Raw genomic sequence first — 17777 nt, 5'->3', positions numbered from 1 at the left:
ACGCGCCTTCTAACCGCCCGGATAGTCCGGCAACAGCGCCTTCATCGCATAGGCTGTCAGCGCCGTGACCGCCGACGCGGCGAGCGCCAGCCCGACGAACCAGGCCAGGCGCTTCCACAGCGGCGGCGGCGGGGCGCCCGGCTCGGGCGGGCCCTCAATGATATCCCGCATCGGGCGTCACCTTGCCGCGGAACAGCCAGTAGACCCAGGCCGTGTAGCCGAGGATCACCGGCAGCAGGATCGCCACCCCGACCAGCATCAGGCCCAGCGCGTTGTCCTGGTTGGCCGCCTGCCGGAAGGTCATGTCGTAGGGCACGATGTTCGGGAAGAAGCCGGCCGCCAGCCCGATATAGCCCGACAGGAAGACCAGGCTGGCCCCCAGGTGCGGCAGGCCGTGCGAGCGGCGCAGCAGCCCCATGCTCAGCAGCGCCAGCCCGGCCAGCCCCAGCAGCGGAATCGGCAGCCGCGGCAGCAAGGCGGCGAAATCGATCCCCCCCGCGCCATAGCCCCATCGCTCGGCGACCTGCGGATGCACGAACAGGGTGGCGATGCTGACGGCGGCCAGCAGGGCGGCGGTGGCGAAGCCGGCGACCCAGGCCCAGCGCCGGGCGTCGCCGTGCAGCTCGGTTTCGGTCTTCCAGACCAGCCAGGTGGCGCCGAGCAGGGCGTAGCCGGCGACCATGCCCACCGCGACCAGCACGGTGTAGGGCGTCAGCCAGTCGAACGGCTGACCGCCGAACCTTCCGCCGTCGAGGGTGATGCCCTGGATGAAGCCGCCCAGGATGAAGCCCTGGGCGATGGCGGCGGCCAGCGACCCGACCGCGAAGGCGGCGGTCCAGAACGCCTTGCCCCGGCGCCGTCCGCGCAGCCGGAACTCGAAGGCCACCCCGCGCAGGACCAGGGCCAGCAGCATCAGGATCACCGGAACGTAGAGCGCCGGCATCACCGCCGCGTAGGCCAGCGGGAAGGCGGCGAACAGCCCGCCGCCGCCCAGCACCAGCCAGGTCTCGTTGCCGTCCCAGACCGGCGCGATGGTGTCCATCATCACGTCGCGGTCGGCCGGGCTGACGGCGAACGGGAAGAGGATGCCGACCCCCAGGTCGAAGCCGTCCAGCAGCACGTAGAGCAGCACGGCGGTGGCGATGATCACCGCCCAGATCAGCGGCAGGTCCAGGGTCATGGCCGGTCTCCCAGTTCGCCGCCGGGATCGTCGGGCGCGGCGGCCAGGGCCGATCCCGGGGCGCGTTGGACGGCGGGGCCCGGCTCGTCGGCGCCCGAGAGCGGCCCCTCGGCGATCAGGCGCAGGATGTAGAGCAGGCCGACGCTGAAGATGATCGCATAGACCACCAGGAAGCCGAGCAGCGAGGCCGAGACCTGGCCCGCCCCGACCGGCGAGACGCCCTCGGCCGTGCGCATCACCCCGGTGATCACCCAGGGCTGGCGGCCGACCTCGGCTACGATCCAGCCGGCGATCACCGCCACGAAGCCGGCCGGCCCCATGGCCACGCAGGCGCGCAGGAACACCCGCGAGCGCTCCGGCGCGCCGCGCCAGCACAGCCAAGCGCCCCAGAGCCCCAGGCCGATCATCAGCACGCCCAGGCCGACCATCACCCGGAACGACCAGAAGACGATCGCCACCGGCGGCCGGTCCTCGCGCGGGAAGGCCTTCAGGCCCTTGACTTCGGCGTCGGCGGACCCGGCGGTGATGAAGCTGCCGGCCTTCGGGATCGAGATCTCCCAGCGGTTGGATTCGCTGGCGCGGTCGGGCCAGGCGGCGATGTGGAAGGCCTGGCCGGCCTTGGTGTCCCAGAACGCCTCGATGGCGGCCAGCTTGGCCGGCTGGAAGCGCAGCACGTCCTTGCCCGAGATGTCGCCGACCAGAAGCTGCAGCGGCGCGACGATGGCGAACATGCCCACGGCCATGCGCAGGGCCATCTTCGACTCCGCCTCGTCGGGACGGCGCAGCAGCCGCCAGGCCGCCGCCGCCCCGACCACCAGCGACGTGGTCAGGTAGGCGGCCAGGCTCATATGCGCCAGGCGGGCCGGGAAGGTCGGCGAGAAGATCACCGCCTGCCAGTCGGTGGCGACCAGCCCGCCCTGCGGCGTGTGCGCAAAGCCGGTCGGATACTGCATCCAGCTATTGGCCGAGATGATCCAGAACGCCGAGACCAGGGTGCCGATGGCGACCAGCAGGGTGGCGGTGAAATGCAGGCCCGGCCCGACCCTCTTCCAGCCGAACAGCATGATCCCCAGGAAGCTGGCCTCCAGGAAGAAGGCGGTCAGCACCTCGAAGGCCAGCAGCGGCCCGATCACCGGCGCGGCGAGGGCCGAGAACGCGCTCCAGTTCGCGCCCAGCTCGTAGCTCATGACCACGCCGGTCACCACGCCCATGCCGAAGGAGATCGCGAAGATCTTCACCCAGAAGAGATAGAGGGTCTTGAAGACCTCGTTGCGGGTGGTCAGCCACAGGCCTTCCAGCACGGCGAGGTAGCTGGCCAGGCCGATCGTAAAGCTCGGGAAGATGATGTGGAACGCGATGGTGAACGCAAACTGCAGTCGCGAAAGCAACAGGGCTTCGACGTCCATGACACCCGACCCCAGCATTTGCCGCCCGCGGCCGCGGGCGTCTCACTCCACGACGAACAACGTTCCGGGCCAAGGGGTGGTTCAGCGACAAACCGCCGCAGGTTGCAACCACTCGCGGTAGTGGCTCTCAATTTGCAAATGATTTGCAACGACGTTCGCATTTGATACAAGGCAAGCGTCGCCGAGAAAGAGGCCGCCTTGTACGTCTGCAACTGTAATGGCATCCGCGAGCGCGAAGTCCGCGCCGCCATCGAAGCCGGCGCCTCGCGCCCCGCCGAAGTGTTCCGCGCCTGCGATTCCCAGGCGCAATGCGCGCGCTGCGTCTGCGACATGCGCAAGATGATCGGCGAGCACGGCGAGGCCCTGCGCTACGCGGCCGAATAGGTCTTCGCCCCCCGTTCGTTAGCCTGCGAACGAAACGCGGAATTACTTGCAAACATAGGCTTTGACTAAACTCGCCCTCAGGAAGAGTTTGCCCCTCGAAAGTGGATTCGAGGAGGCTCACGTGAAGGGCGACAAGGCTATTATCAAGCGGCTCAACGCGGTGCTGACCAATGAGCTGACCGCCGTGAACCAGTACTTCCTGCATGCGCGGATGTACCAGGACTGGGGCTATGCGCGCCTGGGCAAGATCACCTACGATGAATCCATCGGCGAGATGAAGCACGCCGACAAGCTCATCAAGCGCATCCTGTTCCTGGAAGGCCTGCCCAACCTGCAGGACCTGCACAAGCTGAAGATCGGCGAGACGGTGCCCGAATGCCTGGCGGCGGACCTGGCGGTCGAGGTCGGCGGGCGCGTCGACCAGATCGAAGGCATCAAGGAATGCGAGGTCGCCGGCGACTACGCCACCCGCGAGATCCTGCGCGAGATCCTCAGCGACACCGAGGAGCACATCGACTTCCTCGAGACCCAGCTCAACCTGGTGCGCACGCTCGGCGAGCCCAACTACCTGCAGAGCGCGCTCGGCGAACTCGAAGGCGGCGAGGGGCACTGAGTCCCCCTCCTCCCGATCGTCATGGCCGGCCTTGTGCCGGCCACCCATAAACGCCGCGTCAGACGATTTGGGGAAAGAGGTCGTCCCAATTGGGATTGTCCTGCTCGATCAGGTTGATCTTCCAATCGCGCCTGTATTTCTTGAGGCGCTTCTCCCAGCGAATGGCTTCGACCACGGTGAAGAAGCGCCGATACCAGACCAGCCGCTTGACGCCGTAGCGGTCGGTGAATCCGGGCGTCTCGCCCTCGCGATGCTGCTGCACCCGCCGGATCAGGTCGCTCGTCACGCCGATGTACAGCGTCCCATGCCTGCCGCTGGCCAGCATGTAGACGGCGTTGTTCGCATGCACCGGGTCCATGGCGAAGCTTCGTGCGTATGGGTGGCCGGGACAAGCCCGGCCATGACGAACTTGAGGGGACTCCAAAACCCGCTAGGCTCCCCGCAACGATAAGGGGGAGCCGAATGGCCGAAGCGGTCGCGGGCGAGAGCGTCGTCGAAAAGAAGAGCCATCGGCTGGTGATCGGGGCCGCCTCGGCCGGCACCGTCTTCGAGTGGTACGACTTCTACCTCTACGGCTCGCTGGCCGGGTTCATCACCCAGCACTTCTTCTCCGGCGTCAACGAGACCACCGGCTACATCTTCGCCCTGCTGGCCTTCGCCGCCGGCTTCGCGGTGCGGCCGTTCGGGGCCATCGTGTTCGGCCGCCTGGGCGACCTCTGGGGCCGCAAGAACACCTTCCTGGTCACCATGCTGCTGATGGGGCTGTCGACCTTCGCGGTCGGGCTGCTGCCCGGCTACGACCAGATCGGCCTCGCCGCGCCGGCCCTGCTGATCCTCATGCGGCTGATCCAGGGCCTGGCGCTGGGCGGCGAGTACGGCGGGGCGGCCACCTACGTCGCCGAGCACGCCCCGCCCGGCAAGCGCGGCCTCTATACGAGCTGGATCCAGACCACCGCGACGCTCGGCCTGTTCCTCAGCCTGCTGGTCATCCTCGCCATCCGCTCGCTGACCGGCGAGGAGGTGTTCCGGGCCTGGGCCTGGCGCATCCCGTTCCTGGTCTCGGCGGTGCTGCTGGCGGTCTCGCTGTGGATCCGCCTGAAGCTCAACGAGAGCCCGGTCTTCCAGAAGATGGTCGACGAGGGCAAGACCTCGAAGAAGCCGCTGAGCGAGTCGTTCGGCCAGTGGTCCAACTTGAAGGTGGTGCTGCTGGCCCTGGTCGGCCTCACCGCCGGCCAGGCGGTGGTCTGGTACACCGGCCAGTTCTACGCCCTGTTCTTCCTGGAGAAGACGCTGAAGGTCGACGGGCCGCTGACCAACACCCTGGTCGCCTTCGCCCTGATCCTCGGCACCCCGTTCTTCGTGGTGTTCGGCTGGCTGTCGGACAAGATCGGCCGCAAGCCGATCATCCTGGCCGGCTGCCTGCTGGCGGCCCTGACCTATTTCCCGATCTTCAAGGCCCTGACCGAGGCGGCCAATCCGGCCCTGGCCCACGCCACCGCGCGCGCGCCGGTGGTGGTGATCGCCGACCCGGCCACCTGCCACGTGCAGTTCGATCCCGTCGGCAAGCAGGTCTTCACCAGCGGCTGCGACGTCGCCCGCGCCGCCCTGGCCAACGCCGGCGTCTCCTATGACAGCGCCCCGTCCCAGGCCGCCTCGACCCCGGCAGCCGTGATGATCGGCGAGCGCCGGCTCGTCGCCGTCGACGGCGCGCAGATGAGCCTGCCGGAGTTCAAGGCCGCCCGCGACGCCTGGAACAAGGAGCTCGCCGCCGCCCTGCACGAGGCCGGCTATCCGCCCAAGGCCGACCCGGCGCAGGTCAACAAGCCGCTGGTCGTCGCCCTGCTGTTCCTGCTGATGCTGTACGTGACCATGGTCTACGGCCCGGTCGCCGCGGCCCTGGTGGAGATGTTCCCGGCCCGCATCCGCTACACCTCGATGAGCCTGCCCTACCACATCGGCAACGGCTGGTTCGGCGGCTTCCTGCCGACCACCGCCTTCGCCATGGTCGCGGCCACCGGAAACATCTACTACGGGCTCTGGTATCCGATCGTGGTGGCCGCGGCGACGGCGGTGATCGGCTTCCTGTTCCTGCGCGAGATGCGCGGGGCGAACATCGACGACTAGGGGGCGAACCTACCGCCCGCGCCCGCCGCCCGGCTTGTTGACGTCGTAGGGCTCGTCATAGCCGCGGCGGGCGGAATAGAAGGCCAGCCACATCAGCCCGCCGGTCAGGCCGCCGACCGCGACCAGGCCGACGATGACGAACGGCAGGACGTGGCCCACGCCCTCCCAGCCGTCGCCGACCCGCGCGCCGGCGTAATAGGTCCAGCCGCCCAGCCCCGCGAGCAGGGCCAGCGCGGCCAGCAGGCCAACGGCGGTGAGGGCGCGCTTCATGCCCCAGCAATCGCGGCGGGGCGCAAAGGGTTCCCCCCCCATGCGAAAGCCGCCGCCTCGGGGGAGGCGGCGGCTTGGCGGGGTCGTCTATGCCGACGGGCCTATTCGGCCGCCTGGCGGCTGACGCCGATCTTCGGGGCCAGCTCGCCCGAGGCGTAGCGCTTGGCCATCTCCGACAGCGGGATCGGGCGGATCTTGTGCGCCTGTCCGGCGGCGCCGAACTCCTCGAAGCGCTGGACGCAGACCTTGCGCATGGCTTCCTTGGCTGGCTTCATGTAGCTGCGCGGGTCGAACTCGCCCGGCTTCTCGGCCAGCAGCTTGCGGATCGCGCCGGTCATGGCCATGCGGTTGTCGGTGTCGATGTTGATCTTGCGCACGCCGTGCTTGATGCCGCGCTGGATCTCTTCGACCGGCACGCCCCAGGTCTGGGGCATCTCGCCGCCGTACTGGTTGATGACGTCCTGCAGGTCCTGCGGCACCGACGAGGAGCCGTGCATCACCAGGTGGGTGTTGGGCAGGCGGCGGTGGATCTCTTCGATCACGTTCATGGCCAGGACGTCGCCGTCCGGCTTGCGGGTGAACTTGTAGGCGCCGTGGCTGGTGCCCATGGCGATGGCCAGGGCGTCGACCTGAGTGGCCTTCACGAAGTCGACCGCCTGGTCGGGATCGGTCAGCAACTGGTCGTGGCCCAGCTTGCCCTCGAAGCCGTGGCCGTCCTCCTTCTCGCCCATGCCGGTCTCCAGCGAGCCCAGCACGCCCAGCTCGCCCTCGACCGAGGCGCCGACCCAGTGGGCCATGTCGACCACGTTCTTGGTGACCGTGACGTTGTAGTCGTAGTCGGCCGGGGTCTTGCCGTCGGCCTTCAGCGAGCCGTCCATCATCACCGAGGTGAAGCCGTACTGGATCGCCGTGGCGCAGGTGGCTTCGTTGTTGCCATGGTCCTGGTGCATGCAGATCGGGATGTGCGGGTACATTTCCGCCATCGCGTCGATCAGGTGCTTCAGCACGATGTCGTTGGCGTAGGAGCGGGCCCCGCGCGAGGCCTGCATGATCACCGGCGAATCGGTGGCCTCGGCGGCCTCCATGATCGCCAGCGCCTGTTCCATGTTGTTGATGTTGAACGCCGGGACCCCGTAGCCCTGCTCGGCTGCGTGATCGAGGAGTTGTCTCAAAGTAACCCGGGCCATGCCCTGCCCTCCGTAATTCTTAAGTTAAGCGGTCAGGGCCGCCACTCCGGGCAGCTCCTTGCCTTCCATCCATTCAAGAAACGCGCCGCCCGCCGTCGAGACGAACGTGAAATCGTCGGCGCAAGCCGCAGCGTTGAGGGCCGCGACTGTATCACCCCCGCCGGCCACGGCCACCAGCTTGCCGGCCTTGGCCAATTCCGCCGCATGCTTGGCCGCCGCCATGGTGGCCACGTCGAAGGGAGGAACCTCGAACACGCCCAGCGGGCCGTTCCAGATCAGGGTGGCCGAGGCGTCCATCGCCGCGATCAGCTTGGCCAGGGTCCTGGGGCCGGCGTCCAGGATGCGGTCGTCGGCCGCGATGTCCGACAGCTCGCGCACGTTCGAGGCCGCGCCCGGCTTCACCTCCTGGGCGGTGACCACGTCGATCGGCAGCAGCAGCTCGCAGCCGGCCGTCTTGGCGCTCTCCATGATCTCGCGGGCGGTGTCGGCCAGGTCGTGCTCGCAGAGCGAGGCGCCGACGTCGATCCCTTGCGCGGCCAGGAAGGTGTTGGCCATGCCGCCGCCGATCGACAGCCGGTCGAGCTTGGTCACCAGGTTGTTCAAGAGGTCGAGCTTGGTCGAGACCTTGGAGCCGCCGACGATGCCCAGCACCGGGCGCCTGGGCGCGCCGAGCGCGGCCTCCAGGGCGTCCAGCTCGCGGCGCATCTGCTCGCCCGCATAGGCCGGCAGCAGGCGCGCCAGCCCTTCGGTCGAGGCGTGGGCGCGGTGCGCGGCCGAGAAGGCGTCGTTGACATAGAGGTCGCCGTTGGCGGCCAGCGCCCTGGCGAACTCCGGATCGTTCTTCTCCTCGCCCGGATGGAAGCGGACGTTCTCCAGCAGCAGCACGTCGCCGTTCTTCAGCTCGTCGACCGCGGCCTTGGCGGCCTCGCCGACGCAGTCGGCCGCGAACGCCACCGGGGCGTCCAGCAGGTCGGCCAGCGGCTGGGCCAGGGGCTTCAGGCTCATTTCGGGAACGACCTTGCCCTTGGGGCGGTCGAAATGGGCCAGCAGCACGACCTTGGCGCCGCCGGCGCGCAGCTTGGCGATGGTCGGCAGGATGGCCCGCAGGCGGGTGTCGTCGGTGACCTTGCCCTCGGCCATGGGGACGTTGATGTCCACGCGGACCAGGGCGCGCTGGCCGGCCAGGTCGGCGTCGTCGAGAGTCTTGAAGGCCATCGAATATCTCCGCTCACCCCGGCGCGCGCCTGGGGTCCAACAGGTTCGGAAATGCGAAACGGGCGCCGTCCGTCTGGAGGGCGCCCGTCGCAGCGGTCCTAGATCAGCTTCGCGAGCGCGATGGCGGTGTCGCTCATGCGGGTCGAGAAGCCCCACTCGTTGTCGTACCACGACAGCACGCGGCCGAGGGAGCCGTCGATCACCTGGGTCTGGGCCAGGGCGGCGGTCGACGAGGCGGCTTCGTGGTTGAAGTCGATCGAGACCAGCGGCTCGTTGGTCACGGCCAGAACGCCCTTCAGCGGGCCGTTGGCGGCGGCGGTCAGGGCTTCGTTGATCTCGTCCTTGGTGATGTTGCGGCCGGCGACCCAGGTCAGGTCCACGACCGAGACGTTCGGGGTCGGGACGCGGATCGAGGAGCCGTCCAGCTTGCCCTGCAGTTCGGGGATCACCAGGCCCAGCGCCTTGGCCGCGCCGGTCGAGGTCGGGATCATGGACATCGCCGCGGCGCGGGCGCGGTAGAGGTCCTTGTGCATGGTGTCCAGCGTCGGCTGGTCGCCGGTGTAGGAGTGGATGGTGGTCATGTAGCCGCGCTCGATGCCGGCCAGCTCGTGCAGGACCTTGGCGACCGGCGCCAGGCAGTTGGTGGTGCACGAGGCGTTGGAGATGACCAGGTCGTCCTTGGTCAGGGTGTCGTGGTTGACGCCGTAGACGATGGTCTTGTCGGCGTTGTCGCACGGGGCCGAGACGATCACGCGCTTGGCGCCGGCTTCCAGGTGGGCCGAGGCCTTTTCCTTGGTGGTGAACAGGCCCGTGCACTCGAGCGCGATGTCGACGCCCAGGTCCTTGTGCGGCAGGTCCTTCGGATCGCGGATCGCGGTGACCTTGATCGGGCCGAAGCCGACGTCGATGGTGTCGCCGTCGACCTTCACCTGGCCGGGGAAGCGGCCGTGGACGCTGTCGTAGCGCAGCAGGTGGGCGTTGGTCTCGACCGGGCCCAGGTCGTTGATGGCGACGACCTCGATGTCCTTGCGCCCGTGCTCGACGATCGAGCGCAGGACCAGCCTGCCGATACGGCCGAACCCATTGATGGCGACGCGAACGGTCATCGAAAACTCCTGAGCCAATTGATTTGGGGCGGTTTCTTGAGGTCGGGGGGGCGGGAGTCAACCCCACGGGGGAAAAGTCCCGCCGCGACGGGCTTCCGGTATCGTTGTCATCAACCCATGTGGGAACGGGAACACGGTTCGGGCGCTTCGGCTGGCGCTGGACAACAGAGGAAGCAGCAGAGTGGCGAATCTTCACCAACTGGCCGCCGTCGCGGCGATGGCGGCCGTCGGCCTGGCGGGCTGCGGCAGGCCGGCCGAACAGGCCAAGGCCCCGGCCCCCGCCGCCAAGGCCGCGCCGGTCACGGTCTATGCCTGCGACGACGGGCGCACCGTGCGGGCCAGCTACCCCGATCCCGACACCGCGGTCGTCGAGGTGGACGGCCGCAGCCGCAACCTGAAGATCGCCATCTCGGCCAGCGGCGCGCGCTACACCGGCGACGGCTATCAGTGGTGGGCCAAGGGCATGACCCAGGCCCAGCTCAGCCCGCTGGCGGCCGGCGAGGAGATCGCCAGCGCCCCGGGCGTCAACTGCAAGGCGCCTGAGGCCGCCGTCGCCCCGCCGCCGCCCGGGACCCCCGGCGGCCTGCCCGACGACCGGACCCCGGTCTCGGAAGCGCCCTTCACCCCGCAAAGCGCCCAGGGCGCGGCCAATGTCGTGCAGACCTACTACGCCCTGATCGGCGAGAAGAAGTACGCCGAGGCCTGGAACCTCTGGAGCGACGGCGGCAAGGCCAGCGGCGTGACCCGGCAGGCCTTCACGGCCAGTTTCGACAAGTACGCGAGCTACAACGCCCAGATCGGCGCCCCCGGCGACGTCGAGGGCGCCGCCGGTTCGCTGTTCGTGTCCGTGCCGGTGGTGATCTACGGCCAGATGAAGACCGGCGCGCCGGTCAACCTGAAGGGCGACGTGCGCCTGCGCCGGGTCAACGACGTCCCGGGCTCCACCGACGAGCAGCGCAAATGGCGTATCGCCGAGACCGCGCTGAAGCCGTCGCCCGGCGGCTAGGGCTAGGGCTTGGCCGCCGGCCTGGCCGCCAGCGCCGCTTCCAGCCCCGGCGCGAACTGCGCCCCGCTCGGCACGGTCATGGTGCTGGTGTCGAGCGCGTCGCCGAACGGCTCGGCCCGCCCGCCCAGGCAGCGCTCGAGGAAGTGCTCGGACACGGCGTAGAAGGCGATGCTGTTCTCGGGCCGGGCGAAGCCGTGGCCCTCGTCCGGGAACAGCACATAGGTGACCGGGATGTTCTTGGCCTGCAGGGCTTTGACGATCTGGTCGCTCTCGGCCTGATTGACCCGCGGGTCGTTGGCGCCCTGGCCGATCAGCAGCGGCTTCCTGATCTGGTCGGCCTTGCTGAGCGGCGAGCGTTCCTTGAGCAGGGCCGCGCCCTCCGGCGTGCCAGGATCGCCCATCCGCAGATACATCTGCCGGCGCCCGGCCTCCCAGTAGGCCGGGACCGAGGCCAGCAGCGTATTGAGGTTCGACGGGCCGACGATGTCGACGCCGCAGGCGAAGACGTCCGGCGTGAAGGCCAGGCCCGCCAGCGTGGCGTAGCCGCCGTAGGAGCCGCCCATGATCGCCACCTTGTCCTTCGTGGTGACGCCGCGCTTCACCGCCCAATCGACCGCGTCGATCAGGTCGTCGTGCATCTTGGCGCCCCATTCCAGGTTGCCGGCGTTGATGAACTTCTTCCCGAACCCGGACGAGGCGCGGAAGTTGGGCGACAGCACCGCATAGCCGCGGTTGGCCAGCCACTGGTGCAGGCCGTTATAGCCATAGACGTCGCGCGCCCAGGGGCCGCCATGCACCAGCAGCACCATCGGCACGGGGGCGTCGGGCTTGCCGTCGCCGTCGCTGTCCGACCCCGGCGGCAGGGTCAGGTACGAGGGCTGCACCAGGCCATCGCGCGAGGTGATCTCGACCGGATGCATCTCGGCCAGCGTCGCGCCCTCCAGTTCGGGCCGGGTGACGTAGAGCTGGGTCAGCTTGCGGGCCTTGCGGTCGTAGAGGTGCAGCGCCGAGGGCGCGCTGACCGGATCGGTGGCGACGGTCCACAGGTCGTCGGCGTCGGTGCGCGAGGTGACGACGATGTCGCCCTTCAGATTGGCCTTCAGGAAGTCGAGGTCGGCCTGCACGGCCGGGTCCAGCGCGGTCCACTCGTGGGTCAGGTAGTTGACCGAATAGGCGTCCAGCTTGCCCGTCACCGGGCTGGCCATCAGGCCTGCGACGTCGGCCTTGGGACTTTGCGCGATCACCGTCCTGGCGCCGGTCTTCATGTCGCGGGCGACGATGGCCGAGGTGTCGCGATCGCGGCTCTCGCGCCAGTAGGAGATGGACCCGTCCTTGCTGAAGCCGAGCGGGCCGGTGCCGTCGGTGTCGGCGAAGCCGATGGTCTCGGCGGGCTTGTCGGCCGGCTGGCCGGCGGCGAACGGATAGACGTCCACCCCGCCGTCGGGCCGGGGCTTCGAGCCGCTGCGGATATTGAGCTGCTCGTCGGTCTCGAAGTCGCCGAAGCCGTCGTTCTGGTAGACCAGGGTCAGCTTCCCGCTGGCCAGGTCCAGGCTGTAGACGTCGTGCCAGCGGGCGTCGCGGTTGTTGAGGCCGACCAGGATGCGGTCCTTCACCGCCCGGCTGACATTGATCACCTGGGCGCGGGTCTTCTCGAACGGCGTCAGCGTCTTCTGCGCGCCGGTGGCGATGTCGACGCCGTAGAGCAGGAAGTTCTCGTCGCCGCCCTTGTCGTTGATGAACAGGATCGAGGCGGAGTCAGGGGCCCAGTAGTAGGCGCGGATCGGGCGCAGCTTCTCGGCGGTCAGCGGCCGGGCCTTGGCCGGGTCGGCGACCGGCGCGACCCAGATGTTCAGCACCCCGTCGCGCGGCGCGATGAAGGCGAGCTGCTTGCCGTCCGGGCTGATGCGGCCCTGGGTGCGGCTGGGGTTTCCGAAGAACTTGGCGCGCTCGATCAGCGGCGGGGGCGCGGCGATGGCGGCCTGGGCGCCCAGGCCGATGGCGAGGGTCGCGGCGGCCGCGACGGTGAGCTTGCGCATATGGTGTCTCCGGACTTTGCCGGGAGGCTAGCTGCAGATTGCAGCGCCGCATACGTCAGCTTGCCGATTTCACCGGCTTGACGCGCGCGGCGGCCTCGCGCGCCCGCTCGCGGGCCTGCTCGACGTCGGCGCCGCGGGCCAGGGCCACGCCCATGCGGCGGCGCTCGAAGCTCTCGGGCTTGCCGAACAGCCGCAGGTCCGCGCCGGGGACGGCCAGGGCCTCGGCGACGCCCTCGAAGGCGATGCCCTGGGCCTCCAGGCCGCCATAGATCACCGCGCTGGCGCCCGGCTCGCGCTGGGCGACGTCGGTGGGCAGGCCAAGGATGGCGCGGGCGTGCAGGGCGAACTCGCTCTGGTACTGGGTGGCCAGGGTGACCAGGCCGGTGTCGTGCGGCCGCGGGCTGACCTCCGAGAACCACACCTCGTCGCCGCGCACGAACAGCTCGACCCCGAAGATGCCCAGGCCGCCCAGCTCGCCGGTGACCTTGGCGGCGATGTCGCGGGCGCGCTCCAGGGCGGCGGGGCTCATCGCCTGCGGCTGCCAGCTCTCGACATAGTCGCCCTTGACCTGGCGGTGGCCGATCGGCGCGCAGAAGCTGGTCTCGATCGTTCCGTCGGCGCCCTTGGAGCGCACGGTCAGCAGCGTGATCTCGAAGTCGAACGCGATCCTGCCCTCGACGATCACCCGCGGCTGCTCGACCCGGCCGCCTTCCAGCGCATAGCGCCAGGCCGCGGCGATCCCTTCGGGCCCCTCGACATAGGATTGGCCCTTGCCCGACGACGACATCACCGGCTTCACGAAGCAGGGGAAGCCCGCGACCTTCGCCGCGCCTTCCGCCAGCTCGGCTTCAGACGAGGCGAAGGCGTAGGGCGAGGTGGCCAGGGAAAGGGTCTCGGCCGCCAGCCGGCGGATGCCCTCGCGGTTCATGGTCAACTGGGCGGCGCGGGCGGTCGGGATGACCGTGGCCAGGCCCTCGGCCTCGATCCTGACCAGCTCGTCGGTGGCGATGGCCTCGATCTCGGGCACGATCAGGTGCGGCCGTTCGGCCTCGACCAGGGCGCGCAGGGCCGCGGCGTCGGTCATGGCGATGACGTGGCTGCGGTGCGCCACCTGCTGGGCCGGCGCGTTCGCGTAGCGGTCGACGGCGATGACCTCGCAGCCGAGCCGCTGCAGCTCGATCGCGACCTCCTTGCCGAGCTCGCCCGAGCCCAGGAGCATGACCTTCACGGCGGTGGTCGAAAGCGGCGTTCCGAGGCGCATGCCGGTGCTCCTGGCAGGTTTGTGGGCGGCGGCCGCGAAAACCTGCCGACAGGCTTGCGCGGCCGACGATAGGCGATCTTAGCCCAGCTTGGCCTTGGCGGCGGCGGCCACGGCCTCGGCGGTGATGCCGAATTCCTTGTACAGCCGGTCGGCGGGCGCGCTGGCGCCCCAGCCGTGCATGCCGACGAAGGCCCCGTTTTCGCCGATGAACCGCTCCCAGCCGAAGCTGGCCGCGGCCTCGACCGCGACCCTCACCGGCGCCTTGCCGATGGTCGCCTGCCGATAGGCCGCCGGTTGGGCGTCGAACAGTTCCCAGCAGGGGGTCGAGACGACGCGGGTCGGCACGCCCTCGGCTTCCAGCAGGCCCTGGGCCGCCACGGCGATCGAGACCTCGGAGCCCGAGGCGAAGATCGTCACCTGGGCTTCGCCGCTCGCGGCCTTCAGCTCATAGGCGCCCTTGGCCGAGAGGTTCTCGTCGGCGCTGTCGCGCACGGCCGGGACCTTCTGGCGCGACAGGGCCATGAAGGCCGGGGTCGTCTTCGATTGCAGCGCGATCTTCCAGCATTCGGCGGTCTCCACCGCGTCGGCCGGGCGGAAGACGTTGAGGTTGGGCATGGCCCGCAGGCTGGCCAGGTGCTCGACCGGCTGGTGGGTCGGGCCGTCCTCGCCGACGCCGATGGAGTCGTGGGTCATCACGTGGACCACCCGCACGCCCATCAGCGCGCCCAGGCGGATCGCCGGGCGGCTGTAGTCCGAGAACACCATGAACGCCCCGCCATAGGGGATGACGCCGCCGTGCAGGGCCATGCCGTTCATCGCCGCGGCCATGCCGAACTCGCGCACGCCGTAGTTCACGTAGCGGCCCGAATAGTCGGGGGTGTCGAAGATCTGGGTGTTCTTGACGAAGGTGTTGTTCGAGCCGGTCAGGTCGGCCGAACCGCCGATCATCTCCGGGATCGCCGGGAACAGCGCGTCCAGCGCCGAGCCCGAATGCTGGCGGGTGGCGGCGGCGGGCTTGGAGGCCGCGGCCTCGGCGATGTGGGCGTCCAGGCGCTCGAAGGCGTCCGCCGGCAGCTCGCCCCTGATGGCGCGCTCGAAGACCTTGGCGTGCGGCGAGGCGGCCAGGCGCGCCTCCCAGGCCTTGCGGTCCTTGGCGCCGCGGCGGCCGGCCGAGCGCCAGGGCTTCACCACCTCGTCCGGCACGGCGAACGGCTCGGCGGCCCAGCCCATCTTGGCGCGGGTGGCGGCGATCTCGGTGGCGCCCAGGGCCGCGCCGTGGGTCTTGTGGTGACCTTCCATGGTCGCCGCGCCCTTGCCGATCTTGGTCTTGCAGGCGATCAGGCTGGGGCGGTCCTGCTTGGTCGCCCAGGCCAGGGCCCGGCGGATCTGGCCGTAGTCGTGGCCGTCGATCGCCTTCACCGCCCAGCCGGCGGCCTTGAAGCGGGCGAGCTGGTCGCCGCTCTCGGCCAGCGACACCGCGCCGTCGATGGTCACGTCGTTGTCGTCCCACAGCAGGGTCAGCTTGTTCAGCTTCAGGCGGCCGGCCAGGCTGATCGCCTCGTGGCTGACGCCCTCCATCAGGCAGCCGTCGCCGCAGATCACCCAGGTGCGGTGGTCGACCAGGTCGGCGCCGAAGCGCGCGGCCAGGTGGCGCTCGGCCATGGCCATGCCGACGCTGGTGGCCAGGCCCTGGCCCAGCGGGCCGGTGGTGGTCTCCACGCCCGGGGTGTGGCCGTACTCGGGGTGGCCGGCGGTGTTGGAGCCCCACTGGCGGAAGTTCCTGATCTGCTCCAGCGTCATGGCCTTGAAGCCGGTCAGGTGCAGCAGCGAGTAGAGCAGCATCGAGCCGTGGCCCGCCGACAGCACGAAGCGGTCGCGGTCGGCCCAGTCGGGCGCGCCGGCGTCGTACTTGAGGAACTTGCTCCAGAGCACGGTGGCCACGTCGGCCATGCCCATCGGCATGCCGGGGTGGCCCGAGGCCGCCTGCTCGACGGCGTCCATCGAGAGCACGCGGATCGCGTCGGCCATGGTCTGCAGCGGTGCGGGCATTATCTGTTCCGGATGAAGTCTGACGGAGGAAGGGCGGGGATTTGCGCGCGCCCCTCGCATGCGGGGCTGGCAGGGTCAAGGAAAGGTCACGCCACAGTCCGGCTTTCGGCGCAAGGCCGACGCAGTCTATAGATTGACGGACACACTTTCGGAGTGCGGGAATATGCGGGAGCCGGCGGGCGAAAGCCCCCTCGAGCAGGCCGTGAAACGGCTGGACCGGGCGATCTCTCAACTCGAGCAACGCCTTGCGGGCGGGGCCGGGAAGGCGGGCGGCGGCCTGTTCGACCAGGACGGCGCCAGGCTGGCGGCCGAACTCGACAAGGCCAAGGTCCGCGAGAAGGAACTGGAGGCGGCCGGCGCCGAGGCCTCTGCGGCCCTCGGTCGCGCCATCGCCGAGATCAAGGCCGCCCTGGCCGGCGATCCCGCCCAGGTCCAAGAGACCGAGGAGGCTTGAACGCCATGGCCCAGGTCAACATCACCGTGAACGGCCGGCCCTACGCGGTCGGCTGCGAGGACGGCCAGGAGGCCCACCTGATGGAGCTGGCCCGGCTGTTCGACCGCCAGGTGCGCCAGGTGTCGGAAGACATGGGCCAACTGGGCGAGACGCGCCTGTTCCTGATGGGCGCCCTGCTGCTGGCCGACGAACTGTCGGACCTGCGCGGCCGGCTGTCGGTGGTGCAGGCCGAGCTGGCCCGCTTCCAGTCCGACCAGGCCCGTGTCGAGACCCGCGCCGTCGGCGCCCTGGAAAGCGCCGCCAAGCGCATCGAGAAGCTGGCGCAGGGTTAGACGAAGGCGTCATCCCGGCGGCGGCTGGGGCAAGTTGCTCGGCGGATTTTGAAACACCAAGATCACGAAGGACACGAAGAGCACGAAGGCGCAGCGGGGGTGGATGGCGTGGTGCGAGAGGGGAGTGCGCCTCTGGCGCATTTATCGCGTTTGTCGCGGGCGTGCTTCCCGTGTCATCCCGGAAAGCCCGCAGGGCTTGTCCGGGACCCATTCGCGCGGGGCCCGACGAATGAGGCGCGGCCCTGCCCCAAAAGCTCAACTGACTTGATGACACACAGTTGGGGCGACATCGCCGGATGCGGCGCCGTGCCGAGGTTGAAGCAATCGGGAAAGCGGTTCGCCCACGCTTGTACCAGCGCCCCGGCGGCCCTACCTTGGTTCCCGGCGGGTCGTGCTGCGGCTCTCGTCGAAGGCAATCTATCCCAGAGACCTTAATTTCTTCGAAGGGATCTGTCCCTGTCTGGTCCCGTGGGGCCAGGCACTACGGAGCCCACCTGGTTAGCCAGGTCCGAGGGGATAAAACCGTCCTTCACGGCTCTCGCGGCGCCGCCACCCTTCGCGCTAAGCTCGCGCGGTGAACGATCCTTCCGACAAGGCGAAACTCCGCGCGCGGCTGCGCAAGCGGCGCCGGGCGCTGGACGCGGCGCGGCCGGACGCGGCCCGGGCGGCGGCCGAGGCCCTGCCGCTCGAACGGCTGCCGGCTTTCGAGTGGTTCGCCAGCTATCACGCCCTGGGATCGGAGCTCGATCCCGCGCCGCTCGCCGCACGGCTGACCAGGGCCGGCAAGCGCCTGGCCCTGCCGGTGACGCTCGCCGCCGACGCGCCGCTGGCGTTCCGCGCCTGGAGGGCCGGCGACGTTCCCGAGATCGACGCGTTCGGCGTCCCCTCGCCGCCGCCTAGCGCGCCCGAGGTCTGGCCGGGCCTGGTGATCTGCCCGTTGCTGGCCTTCGACAGGGCCGGCGGGCGGCTGGGGCAGGGCGGCGGCCACTACGACCGCACGATCGAGGCGCTGCGCGCGCGCGGCCCGGTCTTCGTGCTCGGCCTGGCCTATGCCGGCCAGGAGGTCGAGGCCCTGGACATGGAGCCGCACGATCAAAGGCTGGACGCCATCCTGACGGAAAACGGGTATACGGAGGTCCGAAAGGACTAATTCC

Annotated in this window: 18 protein-coding genes and 1 other RNA gene; 8 read left to right on the top strand and 11 right to left on the bottom strand. The window is 69.5% G+C overall.

What is annotated here, in order from left to right; translation table 11 throughout:
• Positions 1–9: 9 nt before the first annotated feature.
• The 3 genes from RTL41_RS02210 to RTL41_RS02200 are packed head-to-tail and all read right to left on the bottom strand — an operon-like array spanning position 10 to position 2586.
• Positions 10–171 (bottom strand): hypothetical protein, encoded by a 162-nt coding sequence (locus tag RTL41_RS02210; protein ID WP_312160880.1) that lies wholly within the window; start codon positions 169–171, stop codon positions 10–12.
• Entirely contained in the window at positions 155–1180 is a 1026-nt protein-coding gene (gene cydB, locus RTL41_RS02205) for a cytochrome d ubiquinol oxidase subunit II (RefSeq protein WP_312160878.1), read from the bottom strand. Before cydB ends, RTL41_RS02210 begins: the two co-directional genes overlap by 17 nt.
• Positions 1177–2586, bottom strand: a complete 1410-nt coding sequence (locus RTL41_RS02200) for a cytochrome ubiquinol oxidase subunit I (RefSeq protein WP_312160876.1) — start codon at positions 2584–2586, stop codon at positions 1177–1179. Before RTL41_RS02200 ends, cydB begins: the two co-directional genes overlap by 4 nt.
• Before the next feature lie 198 nt (positions 2587–2784).
• Here RTL41_RS02200 and RTL41_RS02195 point away from each other — a divergent pair, with 198 nt between their 5' ends.
• Together RTL41_RS02195 and bfr are read left to right on the top strand one after the other, a co-directional pair.
• Positions 2785–2970: a bacterioferritin-associated ferredoxin gene (locus tag RTL41_RS02195; protein WP_293404206.1), complete on the top strand. Its 186-nt coding sequence runs from the start codon at positions 2785–2787 to the stop codon at positions 2968–2970.
• Between the two features lie 121 nt (positions 2971–3091).
• Positions 3092–3583, top strand: a complete 492-nt coding sequence (gene bfr / locus RTL41_RS02190) for a bacterioferritin (RefSeq protein WP_312160871.1) — start codon at positions 3092–3094, stop codon at positions 3581–3583.
• Positions 3584–3641: 58 nt separating this feature from the next.
• Here bfr and RTL41_RS02185 read toward each other — a convergent pair whose 3' ends face one another.
• The gene (locus RTL41_RS02185; protein ID WP_312160869.1) at positions 3642–3941 is read right to left on the bottom strand and encodes a GIY-YIG nuclease family protein; all 300 of its coding nucleotides are present in this window, start codon (positions 3939–3941) and stop codon (positions 3642–3644) included.
• 104 nt (positions 3942–4045) lie between these two features.
• Between RTL41_RS02185 and RTL41_RS02180 the strand changes: the two genes are divergently transcribed.
• Positions 4046–5707, top strand: coding sequence for an MFS transporter (locus RTL41_RS02180; RefSeq protein WP_312160867.1), 1662 nt, complete (start codon positions 4046–4048; stop codon positions 5705–5707).
• A 9-nt stretch (positions 5708–5716) separates the two neighbouring features.
• Here the strand turns inward: RTL41_RS02180 and RTL41_RS02175 are convergent, their stop codons facing one another.
• The 4 genes from RTL41_RS02175 to gap form a co-directional block, all read right to left on the bottom strand.
• Positions 5717–5977: a hypothetical protein gene (locus tag RTL41_RS02175; protein WP_312160865.1), complete on the bottom strand. Its 261-nt coding sequence runs from the start codon at positions 5975–5977 to the stop codon at positions 5717–5719.
• A gap of 101 nt (positions 5978–6078) precedes the next feature.
• Positions 6079–7164, bottom strand: a complete 1086-nt coding sequence (gene fba / locus RTL41_RS02170; RefSeq protein ID WP_312160864.1) for a class II fructose-bisphosphate aldolase — start codon at positions 7162–7164, stop codon at positions 6079–6081.
• Between the two features lie 24 nt (positions 7165–7188).
• Positions 7189–8379 carry a phosphoglycerate kinase gene (locus RTL41_RS02165; RefSeq protein WP_312160862.1) on the bottom strand — a complete coding sequence of 397 codons (1191 nt, stop codon included), beginning with the start codon at positions 8377–8379 and terminating at the stop codon, positions 7189–7191.
• A gap of 98 nt (positions 8380–8477) precedes the next feature.
• Entirely contained in the window at positions 8478–9485 is a 1008-nt protein-coding gene (gap, locus tag RTL41_RS02160) for a type I glyceraldehyde-3-phosphate dehydrogenase (protein ID WP_312160860.1), read from the bottom strand.
• A 181-nt stretch (positions 9486–9666) separates the two neighbouring features.
• Here gap and RTL41_RS02155 point away from each other — a divergent pair, with 181 nt between their 5' ends.
• On the top strand, positions 9667–10491 hold the full coding sequence (locus RTL41_RS02155) for an MliC family protein (protein WP_312160858.1): 825 nt from the start codon (positions 9667–9669) through the stop codon (positions 10489–10491).
• 2 nt (positions 10492–10493) lie between these two features.
• On the opposite strand, the gene RTL41_RS02150 is transcribed toward RTL41_RS02155, so the two are convergent.
• The 3 genes from RTL41_RS02150 to tkt form a co-directional block, all read right to left on the bottom strand.
• Positions 10494–12527 (bottom strand): S9 family peptidase, encoded by a 2034-nt coding sequence (locus tag RTL41_RS02150; RefSeq protein ID WP_312160856.1) that lies wholly within the window; start codon positions 12525–12527, stop codon positions 10494–10496.
• A 55-nt stretch (positions 12528–12582) separates the two neighbouring features.
• Entirely contained in the window at positions 12583–13788 is a 1206-nt protein-coding gene (gene purT, locus RTL41_RS02145) for a formate-dependent phosphoribosylglycinamide formyltransferase (protein WP_312160854.1), read from the bottom strand.
• 78 nt (positions 13789–13866) lie between these two features.
• Positions 13867–15837 carry a transketolase gene (gene tkt, locus RTL41_RS02140; RefSeq protein WP_312160851.1) on the bottom strand — a complete coding sequence of 657 codons (1971 nt, stop codon included), beginning with the start codon at positions 15835–15837 and terminating at the stop codon, positions 13867–13869.
• A 163-nt stretch (positions 15838–16000) separates the two neighbouring features.
• Here tkt and RTL41_RS02135 point away from each other — a divergent pair, with 163 nt between their 5' ends.
• The 4 genes from RTL41_RS02135 to RTL41_RS02120 all read left to right on the top strand — a co-directional run bounded on the left by RTL41_RS02135 (position 16001) and on the right by RTL41_RS02120 (position 17773).
• Complete coding sequence (locus RTL41_RS02135) at positions 16001–16291, top strand: DUF4164 family protein (protein ID WP_312160849.1); 291 nt, start codon at positions 16001–16003, stop codon at positions 16289–16291.
• Positions 16292–16296: 5 nt separating this feature from the next.
• On the top strand, positions 16297–16623 hold the full coding sequence (locus tag RTL41_RS02130; RefSeq protein WP_312160847.1) for a cell division protein ZapA: 327 nt from the start codon (positions 16297–16299) through the stop codon (positions 16621–16623).
• A gap of 388 nt (positions 16624–17011) precedes the next feature.
• A non-coding RNA gene (gene ssrS, locus RTL41_RS02125) (6S RNA) lies at positions 17012–17174 on the top strand.
• 23 nt (positions 17175–17197) lie between these two features.
• Positions 17198–17773, top strand: coding sequence for a 5-formyltetrahydrofolate cyclo-ligase (locus tag RTL41_RS02120; RefSeq protein ID WP_312160845.1), 576 nt, complete (start codon positions 17198–17200; stop codon positions 17771–17773).
• Positions 17774–17777 lie beyond the last annotated feature (4 nt).

This window comes from Phenylobacterium sp., from assembly GCF_031984885.1.
GTDB lineage: Bacteria > Pseudomonadota > Alphaproteobacteria > Caulobacterales > Caulobacteraceae > Phenylobacterium.
Note: the sequence above shows the minus strand (reverse complement) of the source record. Positions and strands in the feature narration are given on the sequence as shown.

Coding starts and splice junctions, on each gene's coding strand:
- RTL41_RS02200 (WP_312160876.1), bottom strand. CDS start 2,586: ATGGACGTCGAAGCCCTGTTGCTTTCGCGACTGCAGTTTGCGTTCACC.
- RTL41_RS02180 (WP_312160867.1), top strand. CDS start 4,046: ATGGCCGAAGCGGTCGCGGGCGAGAGCGTCGTCGAAAAGAAGAGCCAT.
- RTL41_RS02185 (WP_312160869.1), bottom strand. CDS start 3,941: ATGGACCCGGTGCATGCGAACAACGCCGTCTACATGCTGGCCAGCGGC.
- RTL41_RS02165 (WP_312160862.1), bottom strand. CDS start 8,379: ATGGCCTTCAAGACTCTCGACGACGCCGACCTGGCCGGCCAGCGCGCC.
- cydB (WP_312160878.1), bottom strand. CDS start 1,180: ATGACCCTGGACCTGCCGCTGATCTGGGCGGTGATCATCGCCACCGCC.
- RTL41_RS02135 (WP_312160849.1), top strand. CDS start 16,001: ATGCGGGAGCCGGCGGGCGAAAGCCCCCTCGAGCAGGCCGTGAAACGG.
- purT (WP_312160854.1), bottom strand. CDS start 13,788: ATGCGCCTCGGAACGCCGCTTTCGACCACCGCCGTGAAGGTCATGCTC.
- RTL41_RS02210 (WP_312160880.1), bottom strand. CDS start 171: ATGCGGGATATCATTGAGGGCCCGCCCGAGCCGGGCGCCCCGCCGCCG.
- gap (WP_312160860.1), bottom strand. CDS start 9,485: ATGACCGTTCGCGTCGCCATCAATGGGTTCGGCCGTATCGGCAGGCTG.
- RTL41_RS02175 (WP_312160865.1), bottom strand. CDS start 5,977: ATGAAGCGCGCCCTCACCGCCGTTGGCCTGCTGGCCGCGCTGGCCCTG.
- tkt (WP_312160851.1), bottom strand. CDS start 15,837: ATGCCCGCACCGCTGCAGACCATGGCCGACGCGATCCGCGTGCTCTCG.
- RTL41_RS02150 (WP_312160856.1), bottom strand. CDS start 12,527: ATGCGCAAGCTCACCGTCGCGGCCGCCGCGACCCTCGCCATCGGCCTG.
- fba (WP_312160864.1), bottom strand. CDS start 7,164: ATGGCCCGGGTTACTTTGAGACAACTCCTCGATCACGCAGCCGAGCAG.
- RTL41_RS02130 (WP_312160847.1), top strand. CDS start 16,297: ATGGCCCAGGTCAACATCACCGTGAACGGCCGGCCCTACGCGGTCGGC.